The organism is Streptosporangium sp. NPDC049046 (genome assembly GCF_040649155.1).
Classification (GTDB): Bacteria; Actinomycetota; Actinomycetes; order Streptosporangiales; family Streptosporangiaceae; genus Streptosporangium.
Genome location: NZ_JBEZEZ010000001.1, coordinates 540,093 through 565,879 on the forward strand (window position 1 = coordinate 540,093; position 25,787 = coordinate 565,879).

21 protein-coding genes are annotated in these 25,787 nt (G+C 69.2%); 9 read left to right on the top strand and 12 right to left on the bottom strand.

The window, feature by feature from the left end; all coding sequences use genetic code 11:
• Positions 1–129: 129 nt before the first annotated feature.
• Complete coding sequence (gene npdG / locus AB0B96_RS02285) at positions 130–807, bottom strand: NADPH-dependent F420 reductase (protein WP_362895776.1); 678 nt, start codon at positions 805–807, stop codon at positions 130–132.
• A gap of 123 nt (positions 808–930) precedes the next feature.
• On the opposite strand from npdG, the gene AB0B96_RS02290 reads away from it, so the two are divergent.
• A complete protein-coding gene (locus AB0B96_RS02290; protein ID WP_362895778.1) occupies positions 931–1,509 on the top strand; it encodes a hypothetical protein in 579 nt (192 codons plus the stop codon).
• 73 nt (positions 1,510–1,582) lie between these two features.
• Here the strand turns inward: AB0B96_RS02290 and AB0B96_RS02295 are convergent, their stop codons facing one another.
• Complete coding sequence (locus AB0B96_RS02295; RefSeq protein WP_362895780.1) at positions 1,583–1,765, bottom strand: hypothetical protein; 183 nt, start codon at positions 1,763–1,765, stop codon at positions 1,583–1,585.
• A gap of 44 nt (positions 1,766–1,809) precedes the next feature.
• Between AB0B96_RS02295 and map the strand changes: the two genes are divergently transcribed.
• Positions 1,810–2,658, top strand: coding sequence for a type I methionyl aminopeptidase (gene map / locus AB0B96_RS02300; RefSeq protein WP_350947405.1), 849 nt, complete (start codon positions 1,810–1,812; stop codon positions 2,656–2,658).
• A gap of 128 nt (positions 2,659–2,786) precedes the next feature.
• On the opposite strand, the gene AB0B96_RS02305 is transcribed toward map, so the two are convergent.
• The 4 genes from AB0B96_RS02305 to AB0B96_RS02320 all read right to left on the bottom strand — a co-directional run bounded on the left by AB0B96_RS02305 (position 2,787) and on the right by AB0B96_RS02320 (position 7,391).
• Entirely contained in the window at positions 2,787–3,200 is a 414-nt protein-coding gene (locus AB0B96_RS02305) for an ATP-binding protein (RefSeq protein ID WP_362895782.1), read from the bottom strand.
• Positions 3,201–3,378: 178 nt separating this feature from the next.
• Entirely contained in the window at positions 3,379–5,421 is a 2,043-nt protein-coding gene (locus AB0B96_RS02310; RefSeq protein ID WP_362895784.1) for a cytochrome c oxidase assembly protein, read from the bottom strand.
• Complete coding sequence (locus tag AB0B96_RS02315; RefSeq protein ID WP_362895786.1) at positions 5,418–6,011, bottom strand: copper resistance CopC family protein; 594 nt, start codon at positions 6,009–6,011, stop codon at positions 5,418–5,420. Before AB0B96_RS02315 ends, AB0B96_RS02310 begins: the two co-directional genes overlap by 4 nt.
• Before the next feature lie 87 nt (positions 6,012–6,098).
• Positions 6,099–7,391 (bottom strand): helix-turn-helix transcriptional regulator, encoded by a 1,293-nt coding sequence (locus AB0B96_RS02320; protein WP_362895788.1) that lies wholly within the window; start codon positions 7,389–7,391, stop codon positions 6,099–6,101.
• 1,509 nt (positions 7,392–8,900) lie between these two features.
• On the opposite strand from AB0B96_RS02320, the gene AB0B96_RS02325 reads away from it, so the two are divergent.
• From AB0B96_RS02325 to AB0B96_RS02335, 3 genes are all read left to right on the top strand, one after another.
• On the top strand, positions 8,901–9,335 hold the full coding sequence (locus AB0B96_RS02325; RefSeq protein ID WP_362895790.1) for a helix-turn-helix transcriptional regulator: 435 nt from the start codon (positions 8,901–8,903) through the stop codon (positions 9,333–9,335).
• 564 nt (positions 9,336–9,899) lie between these two features.
• Entirely contained in the window at positions 9,900–12,860 is a 2,961-nt protein-coding gene (locus AB0B96_RS02330) for a BTAD domain-containing putative transcriptional regulator (RefSeq protein WP_362895792.1), read from the top strand.
• Positions 12,861–12,997: 137 nt separating this feature from the next.
• Entirely contained in the window at positions 12,998–15,220 is a 2,223-nt protein-coding gene (locus AB0B96_RS02335) for a molybdopterin cofactor-binding domain-containing protein (protein WP_362895794.1), read from the top strand.
• 30 nt (positions 15,221–15,250) lie between these two features.
• On the opposite strand, the gene AB0B96_RS02340 is transcribed toward AB0B96_RS02335, so the two are convergent.
• Positions 15,251–16,300, bottom strand: a complete 1,050-nt coding sequence (locus AB0B96_RS02340; RefSeq protein ID WP_362895796.1) for an excalibur calcium-binding domain-containing protein — start codon at positions 16,298–16,300, stop codon at positions 15,251–15,253.
• A 171-nt stretch (positions 16,301–16,471) separates the two neighbouring features.
• Between AB0B96_RS02340 and AB0B96_RS02345 the strand changes: the two genes are divergently transcribed.
• A complete protein-coding gene (locus AB0B96_RS02345; protein WP_362895798.1) occupies positions 16,472–16,999 on the top strand; it encodes a hypothetical protein in 528 nt (175 codons plus the stop codon).
• Between the two features lie 425 nt (positions 17,000–17,424).
• Positions 17,425–18,543 carry an alanine dehydrogenase gene (gene ald / locus AB0B96_RS02350; RefSeq protein ID WP_362895800.1) on the top strand — a complete coding sequence of 373 codons (1,119 nt, stop codon included), beginning with the start codon at positions 17,425–17,427 and terminating at the stop codon, positions 18,541–18,543.
• A 65-nt stretch (positions 18,544–18,608) separates the two neighbouring features.
• On the opposite strand, the gene AB0B96_RS02355 is transcribed toward ald, so the two are convergent.
• Positions 18,609–19,364, bottom strand: coding sequence for a DUF3105 domain-containing protein (locus AB0B96_RS02355; protein WP_362895802.1), 756 nt, complete (start codon positions 19,362–19,364; stop codon positions 18,609–18,611).
• Between the two features lie 122 nt (positions 19,365–19,486).
• Between AB0B96_RS02355 and AB0B96_RS02360 the strand changes: the two genes are divergently transcribed.
• Positions 19,487–20,143 (top strand): DUF305 domain-containing protein, encoded by a 657-nt coding sequence (locus tag AB0B96_RS02360; RefSeq protein ID WP_362895804.1) that lies wholly within the window; start codon positions 19,487–19,489, stop codon positions 20,141–20,143.
• A 74-nt stretch (positions 20,144–20,217) separates the two neighbouring features.
• A complete protein-coding gene (locus AB0B96_RS02365; RefSeq protein ID WP_329092600.1) occupies positions 20,218–20,517 on the top strand; it encodes a DUF3467 domain-containing protein in 300 nt (99 codons plus the stop codon).
• 74 nt (positions 20,518–20,591) lie between these two features.
• Here the strand turns inward: AB0B96_RS02365 and AB0B96_RS02370 are convergent, their stop codons facing one another.
• From AB0B96_RS02370 to AB0B96_RS02385, 4 genes are all read right to left on the bottom strand, one after another.
• The gene (locus tag AB0B96_RS02370) at positions 20,592–21,665 is read right to left on the bottom strand and encodes a low specificity L-threonine aldolase (protein ID WP_362895806.1); all 1,074 of its coding nucleotides are present in this window, start codon (positions 21,663–21,665) and stop codon (positions 20,592–20,594) included.
• Positions 21,662–22,327 (bottom strand): SDR family NAD(P)-dependent oxidoreductase, encoded by a 666-nt coding sequence (locus tag AB0B96_RS02375; protein WP_362895808.1) that lies wholly within the window; start codon positions 22,325–22,327, stop codon positions 21,662–21,664. Before AB0B96_RS02375 ends, AB0B96_RS02370 begins: the two co-directional genes overlap by 4 nt.
• Positions 22,324–24,474 carry a DUF6421 family protein gene (locus tag AB0B96_RS02380; RefSeq protein ID WP_362895810.1) on the bottom strand — a complete coding sequence of 717 codons (2,151 nt, stop codon included), beginning with the start codon at positions 24,472–24,474 and terminating at the stop codon, positions 22,324–22,326. Before AB0B96_RS02380 ends, AB0B96_RS02375 begins: the two co-directional genes overlap by 4 nt.
• Positions 24,475–24,592: 118 nt before the next feature.
• A partial coding sequence (locus tag AB0B96_RS02385; protein ID WP_362895812.1) for a tetratricopeptide repeat protein occupies positions 24,593–25,787 on the bottom strand: 1,195 nt, incomplete at its 5' end.

Sequence of the window (25,787 nt, forward strand, 5' to 3'; positions counted from 1 at the left end):
CAACGAGCTACTTGTCAGATCCAATCAGGCAAGATTGGCCCGGTTTGAGGGTCGAATTTCGGCAAACGGCCACCGGACGAAGCCTATGCACCCCGCCCCGTCCCCGGCTCCCGCGACCATGAGCGACCGTCAGATGTCGGTGATGCGCAGACCCGCGTGAGCCTTGTAGCGGCGGTTGATCGAGATGAGGTTCGCGGTCAGCGCCTCGACCTGGTGGGCGTTGCGCAGACGGCCCGCGTACACACCGCGCACCCCGGGGATCCGGCCCGCCAGCGCCTGGACGGTGTCGGTGGCCTCGCGGTCGTCACCCACCACGAGCACGTCCAGGGTGATCTCCTCGACCTCGGGGTCCAGCAGCAGGACCGCCGAGACGTGGTGGAAGGCGGCGACCACGCGGCTGTCGGGCAGGACGGCCGCGGCCTGCTGGGCGGCGCTGCCCTCCTCGACCGGGAGCATGTACGCCCCCTGCTTGTCGAAGCCGAGCGGGTTGACGCAGTCGATGACGATCTTCCCTGCCAGTTCGGAGCGAAGGGACTCCAGCGTGGCACGGTGCCCGTCCCAGGGAGTGGCCACGATCACCACGTCGGCCTCCGCCGCCACGGCCGGGTTGTCCGCGCCACGCACCGAGCCACGCACAGAGCCGCCGATGCTCTCCGCCGCCGCCTGAGCCCGTTCCGCGCTCCGCGAGCCGATCAGCACGGTGTGCCCAGCGAGGGCGAACCGCCGGGCCAGACCCTTGCCCTGGTCACCGGTTCCGCCCAGGATCCCGATCGAAATCCCGCTCACGTCCGGAATATCAATGCTCACTCAGCGCTCCTCATCGTCCCCCGGCCACTTAAGACCGGACTCCAGCGACCATATCGCCTGCCCCGATCTTCTCAGGGGCGCGTTTCCAGGATCGGCGCGGGGTCTGTGGGGCACGATGGTGCGATGGACGCCGGGTCGGTGACACTGCTGCGCGAAATCCTCGCCTCGACCGGCTGGGTCGAGCGGACCCGCGAGCTGGGCCTCGCCCTTCGCGCGACGCGCTCCCCCGGCGGGCTGCTGGTGGTCGGTACACCCCAGGAGGAGCCCTGGCACCTGACCGCGCACCTGAGTGATGAGGCGAGGTTCTCCGGACTGCCCCAGCTCGCCCCGACACTGGTCCGCTGGGCGCCCGCCCCCGAAGCGCCCGCGCACCTGCGGGTCGGTCTGGAGCGGATCGAGCGGGCGGGGCGGGGCGAGACGCTGTTCGTGGTGACCGAGGAACGCGCCCCCGAGGCGCTACTGGAACGGGTGAGCGACGCCCGCAGGACCGGCACGACGATCCTCGCCCTGGACGGCGGCGACCCGGATCTGGCGGGTCTGGCCCACGACGCGCTGACGGTTCCCGAGCGGGCGCCGTTCTCCTTCGACGGGGCCCAGCACCTGGTGAGCATGGCCGCGGGCGAGGTCGGGCGCCGTCCCGGCCTGCGCGACCGCCTGGCGAGGTTACTGGAGCGGATCAGCGGTCCTCGGGTCGCCGACTAGGTCCGCGGCTCGGCGCACCGCGACGGCCACGAGACGGCCCCGCGACGACCACGGTCCGCACCGGCCGGCGGCCTCAGTCGTCCCCGTCCCAGGCGCGGTCGCCCTCCTTCCACTCCTCGTTCCTGTCGGCCGCGGTCTTCAGCGCGGCGCCGGCTTCCTCGCGTGTCGGGTACGGCCCCATCCTGTCCTTGTTCGGGCATCCCTCGTCGGGTTCGACGGCCATGTGCCTCAGGCAGAACCACCATTGATCACTCATGCGGCAATACTGCCCAGTGAGAAGCACAACTAGACTGAGGGACCATGACGACACTGCTCCAGCCCGGGCGGATCTCCCCTATCCGCAAGGTGCCCTCTCACATCCGGCGGCCGGAGTACGTCGGGAAGAAAACCCCGAAGACCGGCGAGCCCGACGTCAAGACCCCCGAGATCATCGAGCGGATGCGGGTCGCGGGCAAGCTGGCGGCCCAGGCACTCGAAGAGGTCGGCAGGCACGTGGCGCCCGGCGTCACCACCGACGAGCTCGACCGGATCGGTCACGAGTTCCTCTGCGACCGCGGCGCCTATCCCAGCACCCTCGGCTACCGGGGATATCCCAAATCGCTGTGCACCTCGATCAACGAGGTGATCTGCCACGGCATCCCCGACGACACCGTGCTGCGCGACGGCGACATCGTCAACGTCGACATCACCGCCTTCATCGACGGCGTGCACGGCGACACCGACGCCACCTTCCTCGTCGGCGACGTGGACGAGGAGTCGCGCCTGCTCGTCGAGCGCACCCGCGAGGCCACCAACCGGGCCATCAAGGCCATCGCCCCCGGCCGTCAGCTCAACGTGGCCGGTCGCGTGATCGAGGCCTACGCCAAGCGGTTCGGCTACGGCGTGGTCCGCGACTTCACCGGGCACGGCATCGGCACCACGTTCCACTCGGGCCTGATCGTCCCCCACTACGACGACCCGTCACTCGCGGTCACGCTGGAGCCGGGCATGACGTTCACGATCGAGCCCATGCTCACGCTCGGCACCATCGACTACGAGATCTGGCCCGACGGCTGGACCGCCGTCACCAAGGACCGCATGCGGACCGCCCAGTTCGAGCACACCATCCTGGTGACCGAGACCGGCCACGAGATCCTGACACTCCCCTGAGTCCCGGCCCGCTCCATGGCGGCGTCTCAGGCCGGAGAGTCCCTGAAGTCCGAGGGGCCGAAGGTCCGGAGCGACGCGACCCCCTGGGCCGACGCCTCCATCGGGGATCCGCCCGCTCGGTGTCCCGGTCAGTCCTGGCGGGGCACCACTCCGGTGACGGTGGTCCCCTCGCCGGGAACGCCGTTGACACCGAGCGTGCCGCCTAACTGCTCGAAACGGGTGCGCATCGCGGTGATGCCCCGGCCCGCGGCCTCTCCGAAGAAGCCGACACCGTTGTCACTCACCGTCATACGCAGGCCGCCGCGCCCGAAGGTGACGGCGACGGAGACGACGCGGGCCCGGCTGTGCCGCTCGGCATTGGCCAGCGCCTCCTCAAGCACGGCCAGCACGGCTCTCGCGACCCTGGGCGGAACGTCCTGGGCGGGCAGCGCCCAGATCTCGACGGCGATCCCGGTGCGCTCGGCCCACTCGGTGAGTTGCTCTTCGAGCGCTTGGGCGAGGCTTCGGCTTCGGCCCTCGCGTACGCGCACTTCCTCGGACACTGCTCAACCTTCCTGATGCACATTGCAGCCCCCGGCCCCCCGACCGGATATGTGGATGGGCGTGGCGCGCGATGACGAAGCGCCGCACCCGCTGCGGTGAGCACGAGCCCCCTGAAAACACAGGCTACCGGGAGGTGTCCTTAAGGGGGCTCGAAGATAGAAGGCCGTAGCTGTCCGGCTACTCCGCGCCGTCTCGCCTGTTGAGTTTGGCCAGGTAGTCATTGTACGCGTCGAGCTGGGCATCGCCACTGCCACCGTCTCTGGCCGCGACGGCGTCGGCACGGCGGTCGGCGCGGCGGGCCCCGCGATCGTCGTGGCGCCACCACTGGTAGGCGAGCGCGATAAGCACGATGAGGGTCGGGATCTCGCCGAACGCCCAGGCGATGGCGCCGCCGGTCTGCTGGTCCTCGATCGCGGACGCGCCCCAGGTCCGGCCGAGCTGGTCGTACCAGTCGGAGGCGAGCACGGTGCTCATGCTCATCAGCGCGATGCCGAAGAACGCGTGGAACGGCATGGTCACGAACAGCAGGATGAGCCGGGCCACGTGCGGCAGCCGGTAGGGGGCCGGATCGACACCGATGATCACCCAGAAGAACAGGGTCCCGCTGAGCAGGAAGTGCACCGTCATCACGATGTGACCGAGGTGCTCCTCCATCGCGGCGGCGAACAGCGGTGTGAAGTACAGCGCGTAGGTGGAGACGATGAAGATCGCGGTGGCGATCGCCGGATGGGCGATGAAGCGGACGAACCTGCTGTGCAGAATCGTCGTCAGCCACTCCCGCGGCCCCCGGTCGCCCCTGCGGGCGGCGGGCTTGAGCGCGCGCAGGGCGAGGGTGACGGGCGCACCGAGCACGAGGAAGATCGGCACCAGCATCGAGAGCGTCATGTGCTCGGCCATGTGCGCGCTGAACAGCACCTTGGCGTAGCGGGCGACACCGCTCTGGGTGGCGATCAGCAGGATCAGCACACCGGTGAACCAGGCGGCCGTACGCCCCTTGGACCAGGCGTCACCGCGCCGGGTGAGCCGTACGACACCGGCGAGGTAGAGACCGGCGAGCAGGGCGATGATCGTGCCGGAGAACAGGTCGAACCACCACAGCGAGGCCAGGTTGGCGAGCGAGATCTCCGGCGGCATGGTGTAGCCGAGCACCTCGAAGGCCCTGTCGACGGGCAGGATCGCCGGGGGCGGTGCGGTGCGGGACAGCGCGACGGCGAGGCCGACGGCCGCGAACATGACGACGATCTCGCCTCCGGCGAAGCGGAGGAACGCGCCGGATCCGCCCGCCGCGAGCAACGGCAGGGTCCGGGTGCGGTGCCACCAGCCGACGGCGCCGAGCAGTGCGAACGCGGCCGTCTTGGCGAGCAGCAGCAGGCCGTAGGCGGAGGTGAACAGCTCGGAGATCGCGCTGAGCCTGGCCAGGACGCTGAACAGGCCGGACAGTCCCACCCCGACGAAGCACCACAGCGCGAGGGACGAGAAGCGTGCGGCGGCGATCTCCAGGTGCGGCTGACGGCGCAGCGCGTGCGCGCAGAGCACGCCGAGGCCGCCCACCCAGAGGGCGAGGACGACCAGGTGGACTGCGACGCCGGTGGTGGCCAGATCGTGGTTGGGCGAGGAGGCGGAGTGGCCGGTCAGGGCGGGCGGGAGCATGGTGGCCAGGGCGAGGACCAGCAGGCCGCCGGCCGCGCCGGCGGTGATCGCCCCACGGGCGAAGAGCGCGATCGCGACCGAGAACAGCACGACCAGGGTGAGCGCGATGCCCTGGGAGACCTGGCTGGCGAAGCTGGTGAGCTCGTCGCCGCCGAGCACGTCGGCCACCGGCAGCCCGAGCGCCTCCGAGAGGCTGAACACCATCGTGGCCGCGGCGGCCCCGGCCCAGACGAGGGCGATCCAGGAGGCGGCCTTGACGTAACCGAGGGCGGGTTTGCCCAGCAGGCCCTTGTCGTTGGGAAGCAGGAACGCGGCGGCCAGGAGCGTGCCGACGGTGAGCACGCCCGCCGCGTCCATCGTCAGCTTCGCCAGCGGCAGGCCCCAGCGGGTGAAGGAACCCTGGTCGGGCAGGCCGGGAATGATGCGCGGGCTTGCGGCACCTCCCGCGATCATGGCGATCACCAGGGCGGCGACGGCCGCCGCCGCGCCCGCCAGAGCGAGCTTCACGACCCGGCCGTTCGCCGGCGCCTCGGCCTGTGCCGCCTGCGCGGCCCGCGCGGTTTTGCTCATGTCTTCTTCCTGCCGCGCATGCTGAGGAACAGGCCGATGCCGATGCCGGTCAGGCCTCCGACGACGATCCACATCCAGCCGGGGACGCCTCCCGAGGAGCCGGATTCCTCCGACCGCCCTGCGGCGGCCGGGCTGAGCGTGGCGACCGGTGTGCTCTCGGCGACAGTGCTCTCGGCGGGTTCCGGGCTCGCCGAGGACGGCGACGGGGACGGCGACGGCGGCTCCGCGGAACCGAGCAGGGTGAAGGGGATCTCCCCCTCGATCGGGTGGCCGTCGGAGGACACGACACGGTAGGCGATGACGTATCCGCCGGGAGGTAGATCTCCCTTGACTTTCTGGGTCACCACGGGGCCGTCGGCGACGGGCTTGCCGTCCTGGTACGTCTCGTCGCCGGAGCGCACGACGACGTTCGGGAAGCGCACCGAGGCACTGAACGTCAGCTTCACCTCCTCCAGGCTCTCGACCTTCGCGCCCTTGGCCGGATCACTGCTCTTGAGCCGGTCGTGGGCGAGGGCGGGCGAGGCGAAGGCCGTGCCGAGAACGAGGGCGGCGAGAAGCGCGAGGGCGACCGCGACAGGGGAAGTCTTCATGGCAACCACAAGGCTACCGACGAGACCGCGCGGTCTCGACCCCCCTGTCCGATCCGCGACCGCGCGGGTCGCCCTCACCGTCTCGATCTACAGGCCGACGCAGGCCATCGCCCGCTTGTAGGCGTCGACGCTCCGGTCGGGCTCGTCGATCCGCTCCAGGACGCGGGCCGCGGTCAGCCAGGCATGGGCGGTGAAGCGGGTCTCGGGCGCCTGCTCCAGGCACTCGGCCCCGGCGGACAGCTCCCGCGACGCCTCGGCCTGCATGCCCAGCGCCGCGAGGGTCTCGCCGTGCAGCAGGCGTGCCTCCGCCTGCAGTGCCTTGGGCATGCCGTCGAGCAGGCCGCAGACGAAGTTCATGTGCTTCTCTGCCCGGTCGGGGCGGGCGAGCAGCAACTCCACCCGGACGAGGTTCATCGCGCAGCGCATCTTGTCGATCAAGCTGGCGGAACTTTCCGCGAGTTCCTTCTCCGCCTTCAACAGCGCGTTACGCCAGGTCTCCGCTTCCATGGGCCGGACGATCAGCAGGACCTGGGCGTAGTCACTGCGCAGCCGGGCCAGCCGGCGCGCGTCGCCGTGCTCGGACTGGATGGCCAGGGCGCGCTCGACGTGCGTGACCGCCTGGTCGCCGTAACCGGCCTCGACGGCGGCGATCGCGGCTTCCCAGTGCGCCAGGGTGAGCGCCTGCGGGGTGCCGAGAAGCTCGGCCGCAGCGATCAGCTCAGCGGAGAACTGACGCGCCCGGAGCAGGTCGCCACGGTCGACGTACGCGGCGAGAAGCTGTCCGCCCAACCTCATGAGGCCGTCGGTCCAGGCGGGCCTGACCGCGCCAGTGAGGATCTGCTCGGGGACCTGCATCGCCCGGGTGAGGTCCCCCTTCTCGCGGTAGCAACGCGAGAGCGCGACGGCGACCGCGATGTGACGCTCGGGGCTCACGACCGTGGTGTCGCTCTCGTGCAGCCCGCTGAAGAGCACGATCGCCTGGTCCAGATCTCCGCATGCCTCGGTCGCGAGGGCGAGGCCGTACTCGGCGTCCTGCCGCAGCTGGGGCAGGCCGGCCAGGCCGCTGTCGGCGAGAAGCTCGGCATAGCGGTTACGGGCTTCGACGACCTCGCCGTTGTCCAGGGCCATCTGCGCGTAGCTCAGTGCGAGCTCGATCTCCTGCATCTGCTCGGCGGTGACGCCGTTGATCAGATAGGTCAGGGAGCAGTCGAGTTTTTCCGCGAGAAGCTCCAGCACCGCGGGGGTCGGAGTACGCTTGCCACTCTCGATGAGAGAGACGTAACTATCCGACAACTCTGGATGGGCAAGCTGTGCCTGCGAAAGACCACGTTGCCGACGGACGGTTTTGATGCGCTGCCCAACCAAGTCTTGACCAGTCACGTTACCCCTTGAAAGATATCATTTGAGCAGCAGAACCTACGACAGGAGTCTCCCCGTGCGCCGACGTCTTGCCTTGTCTGCCCTCGCCATGCTATTTGCGGCCGCTTTTGCCGTCTCTGGCAATGCTACGACTGTGAGTGCCGATTCGTCTGCCCCTGCGAAGTATTCTTCGCAGACGAACGTCGCCCAGGTCAGCTCTGGTTGGGGACACGCGGACTGAGCGGCGACTCAGCCCGCCGCCAGAACAAAGAACCAGAAAGAATCCCACCCGCCCTCGTGGAGAGCTTTCAGCCAGCGAGCCTCCGTCTGGTCGGGGCCGGTGCGCTCGCACCGGTGTAAACGTGCAGGCGTCCGCCATGCACGCTCCAGCGAGACGGGATCACCGAACACCGGGGCGTCCGCGCACCGGAATCGGCGCCACCGATCAAGACCGAGCCGGGATCCGAACCCTTCCGCGAAGATCGTTGTTCTTCACGGGGGATCCCGGCCGGAGGAACACCCATGTTTGGCTCGCGTTACATGCGTGGACTTCATCGCAGGTCACGGCTCGCGAGCCATCCGGCCCGGGCGAGAGTGCCGGTGCGGCCACCCGGCCTTCCGTCGGCACATATCGTTCCGTCCGCCTTTCGTCGCCGACCGGTCCGCAGGCCGGTCGGCTCACGAACCCCGCGTTGTCAGGCGCCCTCCTTCGGCACCTCCGCGTTTGGAACCACCCCTTACCCTGAAAAACATATTGAACTAATACATCATCGAGTTCAATGTCCTAAAGCGGTCAGCCGGATCCCGAGAAAGCGAACGGCTACTTCGCGATGGGTGCGAAGAAATCCTTCAACCGTTTCGACTCACGGAAAACCGGGAATGCGCACGCCCTTTGGGAAAGCCAGGAAACGTGACTGCCGCGGGAAGGCCACGAGCACGATCGGCTTACGCCCCCACCTCGGCTTCCCCTGATCCTGGCCCCCATCCCGGCACACGCGGCACGCGCTCTCGAGCGTCTCTAGATGATCTCTAGGGTCACCTGCGACACTGAAACGGCGAGAATTCCAGCAGGATCCGGCGAAGGCCGGTGACGGGGATTCCTTTCTCCGCGCCCGGCCAGAGAAGGCCTTTTCCAAGCGTCCCCTGCCACCGCCGGCCCGGACGACGAGACGGAGGAACATCGATGGGCGACTCCCCCTCACGTGCCCGCGACGATGACGACCGCCCCCCACAGGGGAGGCTCTTCGCCCCTTCCCCGATGTGGAACACCTCGGGATTCCGTCGCGGCACGGCCCTGCGGTGGGACCCTCGGGAGGGAAACGCGGACGCGTTCGGCCTGTCACGGTTCGCGAGGGGCACATGACCCACTCCTTACCGGCCGCTCCCTCCGGAGGAGAGCGATCCCGGGTCCGACAAGATGCCGAAATCCTCTGCTCATCCGCGAAGCGGTCAATAGGCATGTTTCTTCCTGAACCAGAAAAAAATACTACGTTTCTCCGGATTTTTGATTCCGACACCATCCCGCCGGGAGTGCGAACGAGGATCGTGGTCGATTCGCCGTACGAAACAGCCGGTTTCCCCGCGTCCGTGGAACTGAGGGTCGACCCGCTGATCTCCAAGAGATTCATGGTGATCGACGACCGCATCGCCTTGACGGGCCACGCGTCCCGGATTGCCTTGGTGCGAGCCCCCGTACTGGTCTCGTTGCTGGGAGACCTGTTCGAGCACGTTTGGTCGCGCGCCGAGCGGCAACCCCGGGAATGGCAGGCACCGTTCTCACTCACGGAGCAGGAGAAGACCGTCCTGCGAATGGCCGCGAAGGGCATGACGGACGAGGTGATCGGCCGTCGGCTCGGACTCACCTCCCGCACCGTGCGCCGCCACATGGCCAACGTGATGGAGCGGATCGGGGCGCACAGCAGACTCCAGGCGGGGATCCGCATCGCCAAAGCGGGCATCGTCTAGGTTCCGTTTCCCGGGTCTCCCGGCAAGGAGGTGCGCCCGGTGACGCCTGGCGTACGCCACGGCCTTCGCGCCGAGGCCGACCACGGCAGCGATGGCCCGGTCCGGTCGGCGAGCGGAAGCGGAAGCGCGTACGCGACAAGAGCATGTCGACCGCTTCCGGTGTTTCACCTTTTTCCGTTCGACTTCTCCGTGTTGCGTCATCCGCTCCACGCCGGTCGAGCCAACCTCCCAGGAGGCTCGTCCGAAAATTCGAAAAACCTGACGGCATGGCGAGGACCGTCCGGCTTTAAACTTTTCCGAATTCCTGACATCACTCCCAAGGGCAACCCCGGAGAGCATCCGGAGACAACCATCCGGCTTAATCCATTGACCGGCCGCCGGACATCCAGCTTCGAACACAAAAAGTAATCGGACACATCCGAGAAGTGATCGAAATCATTTCCGTCCACATCCTCCCGACATCCGGCCGAAGACGACCCGATCTTCACTTCGACACAAAACCATCGACTAGGATCGATCTCTGCGAATTTGCTGAGCCACGCTTGACCACATGCGGAGATCCAGATGGACAAGACCAACAAAATCGCGAGGACGAACGACGCCCTCCGACCGGGGGATTTCCATATCGGCATGCTGGGCTCGGTGATCGTCCGTAGACTCTCAGATGATCTTGAATTGGGAGAGCCCAGGCAGCAGGCGATTCTCTGCGCCTTGGCCGCCAACACCGGACGGGTGGTCACCAAGGAGCAGCTAATCGACGGCGTATGGGGAGCGGATCCACCGAAGACCGCGGAGCAGAGCGTTTACACTTACGTGTCCAAGCTGCGGCGAATGTTGGAGCCGGATCGCGACTCAGGAAGTCCTTCGAGGCTGCTGCTCTCCGTCTCGGGTGGATACGCCCTGCAACTCAAGCCCGGGCAGGTCGACACCGCAGTTTTCAAAGAACGTCTCGACCAGGCCCAGAAATCATACATCGAAGGCTCCTACAAGTCGGCTCTGCAGTTCCTGAAGGACGCGCTGGAACTGTGGCGGGGGCCATGTTTGAGCGGCATTCCCGGCCCGTTCGCCGAGTTCGAGCGGCATAGGCTGGGGGAACTGCACCTGGTCGCACTGGAACTGCACGCGGAGCTCCTGCTCCTGCTCGGATATCCGCAGGACGCCGTCGCCCGGCTCGCCCCCCTGGTCTCGGAGCACCCGTTGCGCGAGCGACTCCGAGAACTGCACATGATCGCCCTCTACCACTGCGGTCGGCAGACCGAGTCGTTGAGGGTCTACCAGGAGACCAGGCGCCTGCTCGCCGAGGAGTTCGGCATCGAGCCGCACGAGAACCTCCGTAGGTGCCATGAAATGATCCTGCGCGCCGCCCCTCTGTCCGACCTCCCCTTGCCGACGACCTCTCTCACCACACAGGCGACGCGCACTCGGCTTTCCCGGAACCGTGCGGCGACGGGGAGGAAGACGGCTCAGCAGCTCCCCCGTGACCCCGTCGATTTCGTCGGGCGCGCGGAAGAACTCGTGCGGCTGAGAGAGCTGCTTTCCCCCTGGGACGGTGGCCCGCCGCACCATGTCGTCGCGATCACCGGAGCGCCGGGATCCGGTAAGTCCACTCTGGCCATCCGGGCCGCGCACCTGGCCCGCGACCGTTTTCCCGACGGGCAGCTGTATGTGAACCTGCGCGGGGCCACACCGGGCATGAAACGGCTCGAACCGATCGAGGTGATCACCAGGTTCCTGCACGACCTCGGCATGCCTCAGCACACCATCCCCACCGATGTCGAGGAGGCCGCGGCACGCTGGCGCGGCGAGCTCGACGGGCGCCAGATGATCATCGTGCTCGACGACGCCGCCGACCTGCCCCAGATCCGCCCGTTGCTGTCGGTGGCGAGGGGCAACGCGATCCTGACGACCAGCCGGGAGAGCTTCACCCTGCTCGACGACTGCGCCCGCGTACCGATCTCCGGGATGCGCCGAACCGAGTCCTCGGCGATGCTCGCGAAACTGATCGGCGCCGAACGAGTCGCGCAGGACACCCAGGCCACGAAGCGCCTGATCGATCTCTGCGCGGGCATGCCACTGGCCGTCGGCATCGCCGGAGCCCGGCTGGCGAACCGGCCACGATGGAAGGTGACCGATCTGGTGGACCGGCTGAACGACGAGCACCGCCGGCTACGAGAACTGGCGGCGGGCGATCTCGCGGTAAGAACCAGCCTGGCTGTCAGCTTCGACATGCTCGCCGACAGCGACCACCTCCTCGACCGGACGGCCGCCCGCGCACTACGCGCACTCGGCGTACTACAGACGGTCGACGTCACCGCGCACACCGTCGGTGCCCTGCTGGATGTCTCCGTGAACACGGCGGAGCACGCCATGGAACGGCTCGTCGACGCGCACCTGTCCGACATGGACGAGCCAGGAAGATACCGGTTGCACGACCTGGTTCGACTGTTCGCCAAAGAACGAGCCACGCAGGAGGAGACCGAAGCCGAACACGAGGCCATGCTGGAGCGGGCACTGGGCTCGTACGTCGGAACCGCCCGCCTGGCCATGAAGCTGGGCCGATATCCCCACCCGGTCTCGGTGGACGTCGATCTCAGTGCCGCTCCCCTCTCACTGACCTCGTACGAGGAGGCCCGCGGCTGGCTGGACCGAGAGCAGGCCAACCTCCTGTCCGCCGCCTTCCAGGCGATGTCCGCCCCCCAGGAGCGCATCGCCCGGCTCGGCGTCGCCCTGGTCTTCGCGCTGTTCTGGCACCTCCAGCACGCCGGCCTTCGCGACCGGCTCCTCGCGATCAGCCCGCTGGCTCTCGCGATCGGCCGACGGCTGGGCGACCACAGCATCGAGTCGCACGCGCACAGCTTCGCCGGTTTCGCGCTGAACATGAACAACCGCCCGGCGGAGGCCGTGCATCACTTCCGGCGTCAGCTGGACCTGTCCCGCCGGTCCTCCGATGCGCACGGCGAGCAGAAGGCTCTGGGCAGTCTCGCCATGAACTACCTCGAACTCGACCGCTACGAGGAGGCCGTCGACTGCGCCGGGAAACAGCGGGAGATCGCGAACGCGATCGGGTACAGGTCGGGCGAGGCCTACGCGCTCACCATGCTCGGGGCGGGCTACAGCGGCCTGCGCCGGTTCGAGCAGGCGCTGGAGGCGCTGAACGAGGCCCTGACCATGTGCCGCAGAGAGGGCAACCGGTACCAGGAAACGTCCGTGCACAACAAGCTCGGCGACACCCATCTCGCCATAGGAGACGCCGTGTCGGCCAAGGCCTCCTTCGAGAAGGCCCTCGACTGCGCGCGCGCCGAGCAGCTGAGCATCGCCGAACCGTACCTGCTGCTCGGCCTGGCCCGCTCCTACCGGCTCCTCGGCGACGCGGAACACGCCTCGACCTACCTCGCGCGTTCCCTCGCGATGGCCAGGGAGGCGGGAAACGAGGAGGTGGAGGAGCAGGTCTCGATCGAAGAGGCGATCTCACTGGCCTCCGGAGGGAAGCCCGTCACACCTCCGAACGGGATCATGGTTTTCTGAAGCTCGGAAAACAGCGGAAAAGCCGGCGCGGCGGCACACGACGGCCGGACACAACCGCAAGAGTCGCCAACGGTCGCCCCCCGCGTTCCGTCGTGCCTGCCATGTCCTCCCCCGCACCCGGCTGATGTACTGCTGACATGAGTGGCATCGAAACGCGGCAGCATCGCGGCGTCGGCGAGAGCGTCCTGCGCCCCGACGGGACGCTGAAGGTGACGGGCGAGTTCGCCTACTCCTCCGACCTGTACCTGGCGGACATGATCTGGGGGGTCACCCTGCGCAGCCCGCATCCGTCGGCGTGGATCCGTTCGATCGACATCGGCCCCGCGCTCGCAATGCCCGGTGTGTACGCGGTGCTCACCCACGAGGACGTTCCCGGCGCGAAGTTCTACGGACTGGAGCACAGGGACCAGCCGGTGCTCGCCGTCGACCAGGTCCGCTACCAGGGTGAGCCGGTCGCGCTGGTCGCCGCCGACCATCCCGAGCGCGCCAGGCGGGCGGCCGAGGCCGTCGTGGTGGAGTACGAGGTCCGCGAGGCCGTCACCGACCCGCGCCGGGCCGCCTTCGACGCCTCCTGCCCCCCGGTCCACGAGAGCGGCAACGTGCTGCGCCACCAGCCGATCCGGGTCGGCTCCACCTTCGAGGCCCCGGTGGTCGTCACCGGCGAGTACGAGGTCGGCATGCAGGACCAGGCGTTCCTCGGCCCCGAGTCCGGCCTGGCCGTACCCGCCGAGGACGGCGGGGTGGACCTGTACATCGCCACGCAGTGGCTGCACTCCGACCGGGAGCAGATCGCGCCGTGCCTGGGGCTGCCCGAGGAGAAGGTGCGGCTCTCCCTGGCCGGGGTGGGCGGGGCGTTCGGCGCGCGCGAGGACCTGTCCATGCAGGTCCACGCGTGCATGCTGGCCCTGCGCACCGGCCGCCCCGTGAAGATCGTCTACAACCGCGAGGAGTCCTTCTACGGCCACGTCCACCGCCACCCCGCCCGGATGCGCTACGAGCACGGCGCCACCCACGACGGCAGGCTGCTGTACGTGCGGGCGGAGATCCTGCTGGACGGCGGCGCCTACTGTTCCACCTCTCCCGCGGTGGTGGGCAACGCGGCCTCCCTGGGGGTGGGGCCGTACGAGGTGGACAACGTCTGGATCGACGCCTACGGCGTCTACACCAACAACCCGCCCTGCGGCGCGATGCGCGGCTTCGGCGCGGTGCAGGCGTGCTACGCGTACGAGTCGCAGATGGACCGGCTCGCCGAGACGTGCGGGATCTCCCCGGTCGAGGTGAGGGTGCGCAACGCGGTCTCCCAGGGGTCGGTGCTGGCCACCGGGCAGGTGATCGACTCCCCCGCGCCGCTCGCCGAGATGCTCAGGGAACTCGACGCGATGCCGCTGCCCGCCGCGCCGGAGGTCACGGACTCACCGGATCTGCGGAGCCTGCCGGGCGGCGTCTCGCAGACCACGCGCGGCGAGGGGGTGCGGCGCGGTGTCGGGTACGGCGTGGGCATCAAGAACATCTGCTTCTCCGAGGGCTTCGACGACTACTCGACCGCGAGGGTGCGGGTGGAGCTGATCGGTGGCGAGCCGCACGTCCTGGTGCACACGGCGGCGGCCGAGGTGGGGCAGGGCCTGCTGATGGTCCAGGAGCAGATCGCGAGGACCGAGCTGGGGATCGACGCGGTGACGGTCGCGGGGGCGGACACCTCGGTCGGTTCCGCCGGATCCTCGTCCGCCTCGCGCCAGTCCTACGTCACCGGAGGCGCGGTCAGGGCGGCCTGCGAGGCGGTGAGGGAACGGCTCGCGAAGCTGACGAGCGACGGGACGTCCCTGGTGGAGGCGCTGGAGCGGGCCGGCGCGGTGGAGGAGACGAGACAGTACCGGCACCGGCCCACCTTCCCCCTGGACCCGCTCACCGGCCAGGGCGACTCGCACACCCAGCTCGCCCTGTGCGTCCACCGGGCCGTGGTGGACGTGGACGTGGAGCTCGGCCTGGTCAAGGTGGTCGAGCTGGCCGCCGTGCAGGACGTGGGAAAGATCATGAACCCGCTCGCGCTGGAGGGACAGATCCACGGCGGCTCGGCCCAGGGGCTGGGGCTGGCGCTCATGGAGGAGATCCAGGTCCGCGACGGGCTGGTGCTCAATCCCTCGTTCACCGACTACCTGATCCCCACCATCCTCGACATGCCGCCCATGCGGCTGTCGATCATGGAGAATCCCGACCCGAACGCCCCTTACGGGCTGCGCGGCGCGGGCGAGCCGCCCACGCTCTCGTCCACTCCCGCGGTGGCCGCCGCCGTACGGGCCGCCACCGGCCTGCGGCTGCCCCGGGTGCCCATCCGGCCCCACGACATCGCCCTGGAGGGATGACCGTCGCGGGGAGGGCCGCGCCGACCGGCCTCAGCCGGCGTCGCCCAGCTCGCAGGCGACGCCGTCGTTGTCCCCGTCGATGTACCACTGGTACTCCTCGTGGACACCCCGGGTGTAGGGGCCGTACCCGTTCTCCCTCGCGGCCTTGCAGGTGGCGAACTTGCGGTCGAGTCCCTCGGCGGACGTGTTCCCCGAGGTGGCTCCCGTGGTGTTCGCCGGGCGGTTCTGGCCGGTCCCCGAGGTTCCAGAGGTTCCCGAGGGGTTCGTGGCGGCCGGGTCCCCGCCGGTGTTCGCCGGAGGGGTCACCGGCTGGTTGTCGGTGGGGGTCACGGGCTGGTTCTGGTTTCCCTGAGGGGTCAGGGGCTGGTTCGCCGGAGGGGTCGCGCCCGGGTCGGCGGGCGGGGTGAAGACCGATCCGTCCGGCCGCGGGACGTCCGACGGCTGCGGGACGACGTCGCCCGAGCCGAGCAGCTTGACGACCATCGCGTCCGCCTGCTCCTTGGTGAAGGAGCCCGCGATGCTCAGGCTGTCGTCGGTGATCGTCTGGGCGACCTTGGGGGCCGCCACCACCTTCTGTCCCACGACGATCGCGATCTGCTGCCTGACCGGGTCGTCCGCGTTCACCGCCTCCGCGGTCAGGTCGTTGATCTGCTCGCGGAAGGCGGGCGCGAACGCGATCCTGACCGAGTAGGCGCCGCTCTTCTCCTGGATCGTCTCGATCTTCCTCACCGCGTTCACGGTGATCCCCGCGCCGAGCGAGTAGCAGTTCTGCCCGAGGTCGTCGGGATAGGTCTCGGCAACCGTGCAGGCTCCGGGCCTCACCTCGGTCACCGGGGCGAAGTGAATGGGGTTCGCCAGCCGCCTGGGTGGTGTGCCACCGAGCGGCATGTCGGGGTTGCGGGTCATGAGCACCGCGATGGTGCCGAGCACGCCGGTGATCAGCACGACGACGACGAGGGTGGTCACCAGGATCGCGGTCGTGGCGCGGCTCGCCCTGGGCGCCCCGTCCGGCGGTTCTCCGGCCCGCTTCTCACCGGTCCCCGGTGCGCCCGGGATCGGCCCGCCGGGTCCCGGGCTCACGGGTCCCCGAGCGGGGAGTTCCTTTCCTCCGGCGGGAGGCGGGAGGTCGGAACCGGGGCCGCCCGGCCCCTGGGGAACCGGGCCGCCCGGCTCCTTCACGATCGGGTCCGCCGGATCGCCGGGGCCCTGCCCCAGGGGAACCGTCCTCTCGAAGCCGAGACCGCCCGGTCCTTGATCGCCGAAACTCGCACCGCCGGGACCCGGGTCGCCGAAACCGGGACCATCGGGCCTCACCCCGCCGGCACCAAAAGCGTCGAAACTAGAACCTTTAGCACCAAAAGCATCGAAATTAGAGCCGCCAGGACCACCGAAGACGTCGCCGCCGGGACCACTTCGGCGAGGATCACCGAGAGCGTCGAAGCCGGAACCACCGGAACCACCGAAAGCCTCGCCGTCAGGACCAACCCGACCGGGCCCACCGAAAGCGTCGAAGCCAGGGCTGCCGGAACCACCGAAGACGTCGCCGCCGGGACCACTTCGGCGGGGATCACCGAGAGCGTCGACGTCGGAGCCGCCCCGGCCAGGACCGCCGAAGGCGTCGCGGTCAGGACCGACGCGGCCGTAACCGCCGAAGGCGTCGAAGCCGGAACCGTGATCGGAACTGTGATCGGAACTGTGATCGGAACCGGGAAGGGGACCCGGGCCGCCGAGGCCCCGATCGCCGCGACCTGGAGCGCCGAAGGCGGTGTGACCGTCTGAGCCGTCCGAGGCGCCGGAGGGGCCGGCGTCCGGTTCGCCGGGGCCGCGGGCGTGACGTCCGGACGGGGCGCCAGAACGCCCCGGCGGGGTGAAGGCGTCATAGGAGCCGGGCGAGGACCACGGCGCGTCAGGAGGGTCGTCAGGCCCTCCTAGAGGCCCTTGCGGTACGGGCGGCTCACCCTGCCCCGCGTGCATCCCCATCGTCATATCCCCGTATTCCTCGCATCTGCTCGCGGCGAGCCTACCGACCGGTGCGGGGAGCCGGTAACCCCGCACGTCACGACACCCTTCGGGAAACCGAACGTCGGCGATTGCTGACGGAATGTCATCAACTCTGACCCCATTCCTGCCGCCTTGCGCGTGATGACTCTCTTTCGGGGAACGCACAGTGAATGTAGAGGACACGCGCCCACCCTGGAGGAGCCGTGAAAATCTCCGTTCCCCGCGAGGTCAAGAACCACGAATATCGCGTGGCGCTCACCCCCGGCGGGGCCCACGAGTTCATCAGGAACGGCCACGAGGTCTTCGTCGAGAAGGACGCCGGGGTGGGGTCCTCCATTCCCGACGCCGACTTCCGACGCGTCGGCGCGACCATCCTGGACTCGGCCGACGAGGTGTGGGCCGCGGGTGAGCTGGTACTGAAGGTCAAGGAGCCGATCTCCGAGGAGTACCACCGGATGCGCAAGGGCCAGGTGCTCTTCACCTACCTGCATCTGGCCGCCTCGCAGGCGTGCACCCGGGCCATGCTGGAGACCGGGGTCACCGGCATCGCCTACGAGACCGTGCAGAACGCGAACGGCTCCCTGCCGCTGCTCGCCCCCATGTCGGAGGTGGCCGGACGGCTCGCCCCCCAGGTGGGGGCGTACCACCTGATGCGCCCCGGGGGCGGCCGCGGCGTGCTGATGGGCGGGGTGTCGGGAGTGCACCCGGCCAGCGTGGTCGTGATCGGCGCCGGGGTCTCCGGCATGAACGCCGCGGTCATCGCGCTCGGCATGCAGGCGGAGGTGCTGCTGCTCGACCGCGACATCGACAGGCTCCGCCAGGCGGACATGATCTACAAGGGCCACTGCAGGACCATCGCCTCCTCCACGTACGAGATCGAACGGGCGGTGCTGAACGCGGATCTGGTCATCGGCGCGGTGCTGATCCCGGGGGCGAGGGCTCCCAAGCTGGTCGACAACGCGCTGGTCTCGCGGATGAGGCCGGGGTCGGTCCTGGTGGACATCTCCATCGACCAGGGCGGTTGCTTCGAGGACTCCCGGCCTACCACCCACGCCGACCCGACCTACCGGGTGCACGACTCGGTGTTCTACTGCGTGGCCAACATGCCGGGCGCGGTGCCGCACACCTCGACGTACGCGCTGACCAACGTGACCGTCCCCTACGCCCTCGCGATCGCCCAGCTGGGCTGGCGGGAGGCCCTTCGGAGAGATCCGGCGCTGGCCGCCGGCCTGAACACGCACGAGGGGCACCTGACCAACCGGCCCGTGGCCGAGGCTCACGGGCTGGAGGCGGTGCCCCTGGAACAGGTGCTGCGGGCCTAGTCGCGGGCCCGGTGCGGCCGGTGCGCCTCGTCAGGACGGCGTCACCGGCGTCGCGACCGGCCGGATCAGGGCGCCGGGGTGGGGCTGGGAACCGGGGCGTCGGTTGCCGGGGCATCGGTCGCGGGAGCGTCCGTGGCCGGGGCGTCGCTGGGAGCCGCGGACCCGTCGGGGGCGCCCGGCGGCTGGCTGGGCGCGGTCTCCGGGATGGGCGCCTCGGCGGTGGTGGTGCCCACGCCTCCGCTGCAGGACGCTCCGAGCTCGGGGGTGTCCCGGCCGTTCTTGTACTTGGTGATGAACCTGGGCAGGCGCCCGTCGTTCGCGCTGTCCAGCTTGAGCTGGTTGTTCCAGGAGCTGGCCACGATCTTGGAGGGCAGGCCGGGATACGGGCTCAGGAGCATGTAGTCCTTGGAGGCCAGTTCCCGCAGCTTGTCCACCTCGGCCTTGGGGAGATCCGGCTGGTAGGTGATCCACACGGCGCCGTGCTCCATGGAGTGGACGGCGTTCTCGTTGTTGATCGGCTGCTCGTAGATGCCGCAGTTCTGCCAGGCCGGGTTGTGCTCACCGCCCATCGGCGGGTTCTCCTTGTACGTCACCTTGGTCTGGGTGTGCTGGCTGCCGGCGTACTTCGCGGTGACGACGTTGTCCAGTGAGGTCGCGGCCCGCTCGTTGACCAGGTAGTAGGCGACGACCGCGACCAGCAGGACGACGACGGCACCTCCGGCACCCCACATGAGAAGCGCGGCCCTGCGCTCCTTGCGCCTCTGCTCATCGCGCATGCGGTTGAGGTGCTCGCGCCTCGCCTGCGCCTTTTCCTTGGTCATCAACCCTCCAGCCGGCAAACAACTTCGGGTCACCCTATGCCCTACCGGCGTATGTGGAGAATAAGGGGATGACAACGCGTGATACAGCGACGATTCCCGACAGTGGGTACGCTGGGCAGGTAATGGAAACCCCGGGTAAAGAGGGCGCGACGTCCAGGCGTGGTGGCGTGGTGGTCGGCGTGCTGCTCGGCTGCCTGGTCACGGCGGTCGTGTTGCTGCTCGCGACGGGCAGGACGGCCACTCCGACGGACGCCTCGGCGGAGGCGGGTTTCGCCCGCGACATGGCCGTTCACCATGCCCAGGCCGTCGAGATGTCCTTCATCGCCAGGGACGGCAGCCAGGACGACGCGTTGCGGCGCCTGGCCTACGACATCATCGTCACGCAGACGGCCCAGCGCGGCATCTTCACGGGCTGGCTGCAGCAGTGGGGCCTCACCCAGTCGGGTGATCGTCCCTCCATGGCGTGGATGGCCGGGCACGGTGGCGGTCACGCTGTAACACCGGACGCGCCCGCCGCGATGCCCGGTATGGCAAGTGAGGACGAGCTCAAAAAGCTCCGCGAGGCCACAGGCAAGGAGCAGGAGGTCCTCTTCCTCCAACTCATGATCCGTCATCACGAGGGCGGCGTGCAGATGGGCGAGGGTCTGCTGAAACTGTCCGACCGTGAAGAGGTGGCCACCATGGCACAGCACATCGTCGACGGTCAGACGGGCGAGATCGAGTTGATGACCGACATGTTGCGGCAGCGCGGCGCCCAGCGGCTGCCTTCCATCCTTTAGTGGCGTCGGCGCGTCCCTGTGCGGCCGGTTTCCGGTCAGGGCAGCATGGAGCCAACCTGGCCGGAGGAAAGAGAATGGTGAACGACGAGCCGGAGAACCGCCTGGAGGTGAGCATCTCCGCCGAGGTGGAAATGGGGCAGTACGCCAACTTCGCCTCTGTGTGGCACACCCAGGATGGCTTCGTCCTGGACTTCGCGGTGATCACCAGGCCGCCCCAGCTGGCCAACGACCCCTCCTCCGGGCAGCACTTCGTGAGCGTGCCGACCCGGATCGTGAGCCGGATCCGCATCCCCCCGAGTCAGGTCTTCGAGCTGATGAAGGCCCTCGAACAGCAGCTGACCGCGTACGAGCACGAGACGGGTCACAAGAACTGAGGCCCGGCGGGGGGGTTTCGGCCCTCTGAAAGGGTCCTGAAAGGGGTCCCCGCGCCGGGCCTTCACGACGCGCCTTACGACAGATCTTGGCGCGGACGTAGCTCCTGCGCCACGGCGGCGGCGAACGCGTCCACGTCGGCTTCGGTGGTGTCGAACGCGGTCATCCAGCGGACCTCGCCGGTGGCCTCGTTCCAGGTGTAGAACCGGAAGCGCTTCTGCAGCCGCTCGGTCACGTCCGCCGGCAGGATGGCGAAGACCGCGTTGGCCTGCACCGGGCGCGGGATCTCCACTCCCGGCACGTCCCGCACGGCGTCGGCGAGCCGCCGGGCCATCGCGTTGGCGTTGCGGGCGTTGCGCAGCCACAGGTCGCCCGCGAGCAGCGCCTCGAACTGCACCGCGACGAACCGCATCTTGGAGGCGAGCTGCATCGCGCTCTTGCGCAGGTAGCGCAGGCCGCGCACGGCGTCGGGATTGAGCACCACGACGGCCTCGCCGAACATCAGGCCGGCCTTGGTGCCCCCGAAGGACAGCACGTCCACGCCCACGTCGGTGGTGAACGCGCGCAGCGGCACGTCCAGCGCGGCGGCGGCGTTGGTCGCGCGGGCGCCGTCGAGGTGGACGAGCATGCCCAGGTCGTGGGCGTGGTCGCAGATCGCGCCGATCTCCTGGGGCGTGTAGAGCGTGCCCAGCTCGGTGGTCTGCGTGATCGACACCACCTTGGGCTGTGCCCGGTGCTCGTCGCCGAAGCCCCACGCCTGCCTGTCGATCAGCTCGGGGGTGAGCTTGCCGTCCGGGGTGGCGACCGGCAGCAGCTTGAGCCCCGCCGACCGTTCGGGGGCACCGCCCTCGTCAGTGTGGATGTGCGCCGACTCCGCGCAGACCACCGCCTCCCAGTGGGCGGTCATCGAACGGAGCGCGACCACGTTGGCCCCGGTGCCGTTGAACATCGGCCACGCCTGCGCGGCGGGGCCGAAGTGCTTCTTGAAGACCTCCTGGAGCGCGGCGGTGTAGACGTCGTCGCCGTACGCGGTCTGGTGGCCCCCGTTGGCGAGCGCGATCGCCTGGAGGATCTCGGGATGGACCCCGGCGTAGTTGTCGCTGGCGAAGCCCTTCACCAGCGGGTCGTGCCTGCGGATGGCGTCCGTCACGCGGTCCCCCCGTCCCGCCTCGCGTCGACGGTGAGGTCGATCCTGGTGCCGTTGGCGTCGGTCTTCCACAGGTCGTCGATCGCCTCGGCGAGGTCGTCGACGTCGGTGAAGCCGGGGAAGGTCCGCTCAGGGCTCGCCGCGCGCATGCCCTCGTGCACGAGCGCCTTGACGACCAGGATGTTCGCGGTGGAGGCGGTGCCCTCCAGGGCGTCGGCGAAGGCGAGGGTCCAGGCCTCGGAGGCGGCCTTCGCCGTGCCGTACGCCGCGTTGCCCTGGGTGGGGCGCTCGGCCGCCTTGGCGGAGACGATGGCGAACCGGCCGCGCTCACTCGCCTTGAGCAGCGGCTCGAAGGCGAGCGTGACGTGCTGGAGGGTACGGATCAGCAGGTCGTGCAGGAGCTCCCAGTCGTCCAGCGACGTCTCGGCGAAGGTCTTGGACCCGCGCCAGCCGCCGACCAGGTGCACGATCCCGTCCACCCTGCCGTGTTCCGCCCGCACGTCCGCCGCGAGCCTCTGCACGGCGGCGGCGTCGAGCAGGTCGACCGCGAGGCACCCGTCGGCGCCGCTCTTGTCGACGCCGATCACCGTGTGGCCCTCGCCGGTGAACCTGCGGACGACGGCCCGGCCCGCGGGGCCGCCCGCACCGGTGACAAGGATGATCATGCTCGGATCCCCTTCGTGGAGTCGACGACGTCGCCGAGCTTACGGCGCAGGGCCTCGTAGAACATGCTCAGCGGGAACTCGTCGGGCAGCACCGCGTCCACCACGGCCTTGGGAAATCCTTCCACGGGCAGGGCCTCGGCCCCGCCGGCCCAGACCGAGGCGGGGTTCGGCGCGACGTAGGTGGCGACCAGCTGGTGGGCGGCGAGCCAGTGGGCGAGCTTGGAGCGGTCGATGCCGTCCCTGTAGAGCTTCTCGACCTCGCCCCGCAGGTCCGCGACCCCCTCGGCGAGACGGTCCCAGTCGACGCTGAGCCGGTTGTCGGTCCAGCGGACGACGTCGTTGCGGTGCAGGTACGAGAAGAGCAGCTGCCCGCCCAGGCCGTCGTAGTTGCGGACCCGGTTGCCGGTGATCGGGAAGCGGAACAGCCGGTCGAACAGGATCGCGAGCTGGACGTAGCGGGCGTGCGGCACGCCTTCGCGCTCCAGCTTCACGGCCTCGCCGAACGCGGTCAGGTCGCAGCGCAGTTCCTCCAGGGAGTAGAGCCAGTACGGCATGCGCTGCTTGATCATGAAGGGGTCGAACGGCAGGTCGCCGTGGCTGTGGGTCCGGTCGTGGATGAGGTCCCAGAGCACGAAGGTGTCCTGGGCCAGCTCCTGCGACGCGATCAGTCTGGCCGCGTCCGGCGGCAGCGCGAGCTTCAGCGTGGCCGCGGCGGCACCGCTCACCACGCGGAACCTCGCGGCCTCCCGGTCGGCGAAGATCCCGCCCCAGGTGAAGCGGGCCGGGGTCTCGCGGACCGCGACGGTCTCGGGGAAGAGCACCGCGGAGTTGGTGTCGTAGCCGGAGGTGAAGTCCTCGAAGGCGATCGGCACGAACATCGGGTTGTCGTAGCGGGTCCGCTCCAGCTCGGCCAGCCATTCGGGCCAGATCGTCCGGATCCACACGGCCTCGATGTGGCGGAAGGTGGTGCCGTTCTGGGTGTACATCGGGAAGACGACCAGGTGCTCCAGCCCGTCCACCCGCTGGGTGTCGGGGTGGAAGGCGTCGAGCGCGTCGAGGAAGTCGGGGACGCCCAGCCCCTGGTCGACCCACTTGCCGAAGTCGGCGACGACGGCGGCCAGGTAGGCGGCGTCGTGCGGGAAGCGCGGCGCGAGCCGCTCGACATGTCCGACGATCTTCGAGACCAGCTCGGCGGCCCGCTCCCGGTCGCTCTCCTCCTGGATCGAGCCGTCCTTGGCCTGCAACGGCCTGATCGCCTCGACGGCATCCTTGAGCGCCTGGAACTCGGCGCGGGCCTCAGCGTCCTCAGCGTCCTGCGTGGCCTCGGCACTCCCGACGGCCAAGCCCTCAGCGACGGGGCTCTTGCCTGCGGAGCTCTTGGCGGCGGGGACGCGGGCGGCCCAGGTGACGAGATTGCCCCAGAGCGCGGCGTGGTCGTAGTCGCCGATCGAGTCGTCACCGAACAGGTCGGAGTCGGCGACCACCACGACGCGGCCCTCCCCGTGCCGTACGGCCACCGCCAGCGGGCGGTTCGCGGGGGTCGCGGTGGGCGAGGTGGCGAACAGGACGGTCGCGTGGTCGGAGACGGTGAGCGTCCCCGCCCGGTAGAAGCAGGCGCGGCGGGCCCCGGCGAGCAGGTCCTGGCCGCTTCGAGAGTCGTGCGAGGCGTTCCGGGGGGTGCCCAGGACCCAGGAGGCCACGCCGTTGTGTGCGCTCCCGGGGTCCCGGACGAGGGTGTGCTCGACGCCCACGCCGAAGCGCGCGAGCAGCTCGGTGAGGTTGCTGCCGTACTTCTCCTGCTCGTACTCGGCCAGCACGACGAGCCCGCCGCCGTCGCGGACGTACTCCTCGATCGCGTCGAGCTCCTCGACAGGGAAGACCGGGCTGCCCAGCCCGGTGGTGCGCTCCCACCGGTCGGCGGAGGGATGCGCGATCACCAGCACGTCCCGCGCGCTCAGCAGGCCCGGGGTGAGCGGCCCCTCGACGTGCGCGTCCACGGAGTGGCCCAGCCCGCGCAGCAGCCCGGCCGCACGGACGTAGCCGCTGTCGTCGGGGTGGCCGGGATTCATCGTCTCGGCCACATCCCGCCGGATGGTCCACGACTCGCTGTGTGCCTCGTCGAACAGTACGCGAGGGAACGCCGTCACGATAAATCCTCCTTCAAGTATGAGTGTTTAACGGAAAATATACACAATCTATGCCCATTTCGACGCATCCCTTATGGGGGAGGGGGCGTAGAAGATCGAGGCCCTTGAGGGACGGGGGTCAGGCGTCGGGCTGGTCAAGCCGGCCGATGACGGTGTCGATGTCCTCGGGGCTCAGGTGTGCGGCGAGGAGGCGCCGGAACTCGGCCTCGCCGAGGGCCTCGCGCTGCTGCGCGAGCCAGTGCAGGTCGATGCCGATCTCAGGTGTCTGGAGTTCGGCGCGGATGAGCAGGCTGCGCACGGTGAGGGCCACCGCCTCGGCGGCCCGGCCCGTCTGGGTGTACAGCGAACCGATCTGGCTGTAGCCGCTGGCCATGCCCGCGCGGTTGCCGAGGTCTTCGTTGATAGTCAGGGAGCGGTGGTAGTGCTCCAGCGCCTGCTCATACTCCCCCCGCTGCTGGGCGATCATGCCGAGGTGGTGGTAGGAGCTGGCCATGCCCGCACGGTCGCCGAGGTCTTCGTTGATAGTCAGGGAGCGGTGGTAGTGCTCCAGCGCCTGCTCATACTCCCCCCGCTCCTGGGCGATCATGCCGAGCTGGTGGTAGCCGATGGCCATGCCCGCACGGTTGCCGAGGTCTTCGTTGATGGTCAGGGAGCGGTGGTAGTGCTCCAGCGCCTGCTCATACTCCCCCCGCTCCTGGGCGATGATGCCGAGGTGGTGGTAGGAGCTGGCCATGCCCGCGCGGTTGCCGGTGTCTTCGTCGATGGTCAGGGAGCGGCGGTAGTACTCCAGTGCCCGCTCATACTCCCCCCGCTCCTGGGCGATCATGCCGAGGTGGTGGTAGGAGCTGGCCATGCCCGCGCGGTTGCCGAGGTCTTCGTTGATAGTCAGGGAGCGGTGGTAGTGCTCCAGTGCCCGCTCATACTCCCCCCGCTCCTGGGCGATGACGCCGAGCCGGTGCAGGTAGACAGCCTGGGCCCGGCTGCCGTCGGCGACCCATGACAACGCCTCGTGGCACAACTGCTCCTCCCACCCCCACGCCCCCCAGGTATGCAACTGCTCACACACCGAGTTCGTCACGGTCAGGGCGGCGTCGAGATCACCTGCGGCGCGGTGATGGAAGCGCGCCTCCAGCAGCTCCGCCAGATCCTGCTGCGCGCTCTGCGGCCGGGTCTGGACCCGCCAGCGCCAAAACCGCGCCGCCGCCGCGTGCGCCTGCCCCACCTCGCCCGCCCCCACCTCGCCCGCCCTCACCTGCGACGCGGCCAGGGTGGCCGCGGTCCAGCGATGCACCACGAACGACCGCTCCCCACCG

Coding starts and splice junctions, on each gene's coding strand:
- AB0B96_RS02290 (WP_362895778.1), top strand. CDS start 931: ATGGACGCCGGGTCGGTGACACTGCTGCGCGAAATCCTCGCCTCGACC.
- AB0B96_RS02295 (WP_362895780.1), bottom strand. CDS start 1,765: ATGAGTGATCAATGGTGGTTCTGCCTGAGGCACATGGCCGTCGAACCC.
- map (WP_350947405.1), top strand. CDS start 1,810: ATGACGACACTGCTCCAGCCCGGGCGGATCTCCCCTATCCGCAAGGTG.
- AB0B96_RS02310 (WP_362895784.1), bottom strand. CDS start 5,421: ATGAGCAAAACCGCGCGGGCCGCGCAGGCGGCACAGGCCGAGGCGCCG.
- AB0B96_RS02315 (WP_362895786.1), bottom strand. CDS start 6,011: ATGAAGACTTCCCCTGTCGCGGTCGCCCTCGCGCTTCTCGCCGCCCTC.
- AB0B96_RS02330 (WP_362895792.1), top strand. CDS start 9,900: ATGGACAAGACCAACAAAATCGCGAGGACGAACGACGCCCTCCGACCG.
- AB0B96_RS02335 (WP_362895794.1), top strand. CDS start 12,998: ATGAGTGGCATCGAAACGCGGCAGCATCGCGGCGTCGGCGAGAGCGTC.
- AB0B96_RS02355 (WP_362895802.1), bottom strand. CDS start 19,364: ATGACCAAGGAAAAGGCGCAGGCGAGGCGCGAGCACCTCAACCGCATG.
- AB0B96_RS02360 (WP_362895804.1), top strand. CDS start 19,487: ATGGAAACCCCGGGTAAAGAGGGCGCGACGTCCAGGCGTGGTGGCGTG.
- AB0B96_RS02365 (WP_329092600.1), top strand. CDS start 20,218: ATGGTGAACGACGAGCCGGAGAACCGCCTGGAGGTGAGCATCTCCGCC.
- AB0B96_RS02375 (WP_362895808.1), bottom strand. CDS start 22,327: ATGATCATCCTTGTCACCGGTGCGGGCGGCCCCGCGGGCCGGGCCGTC.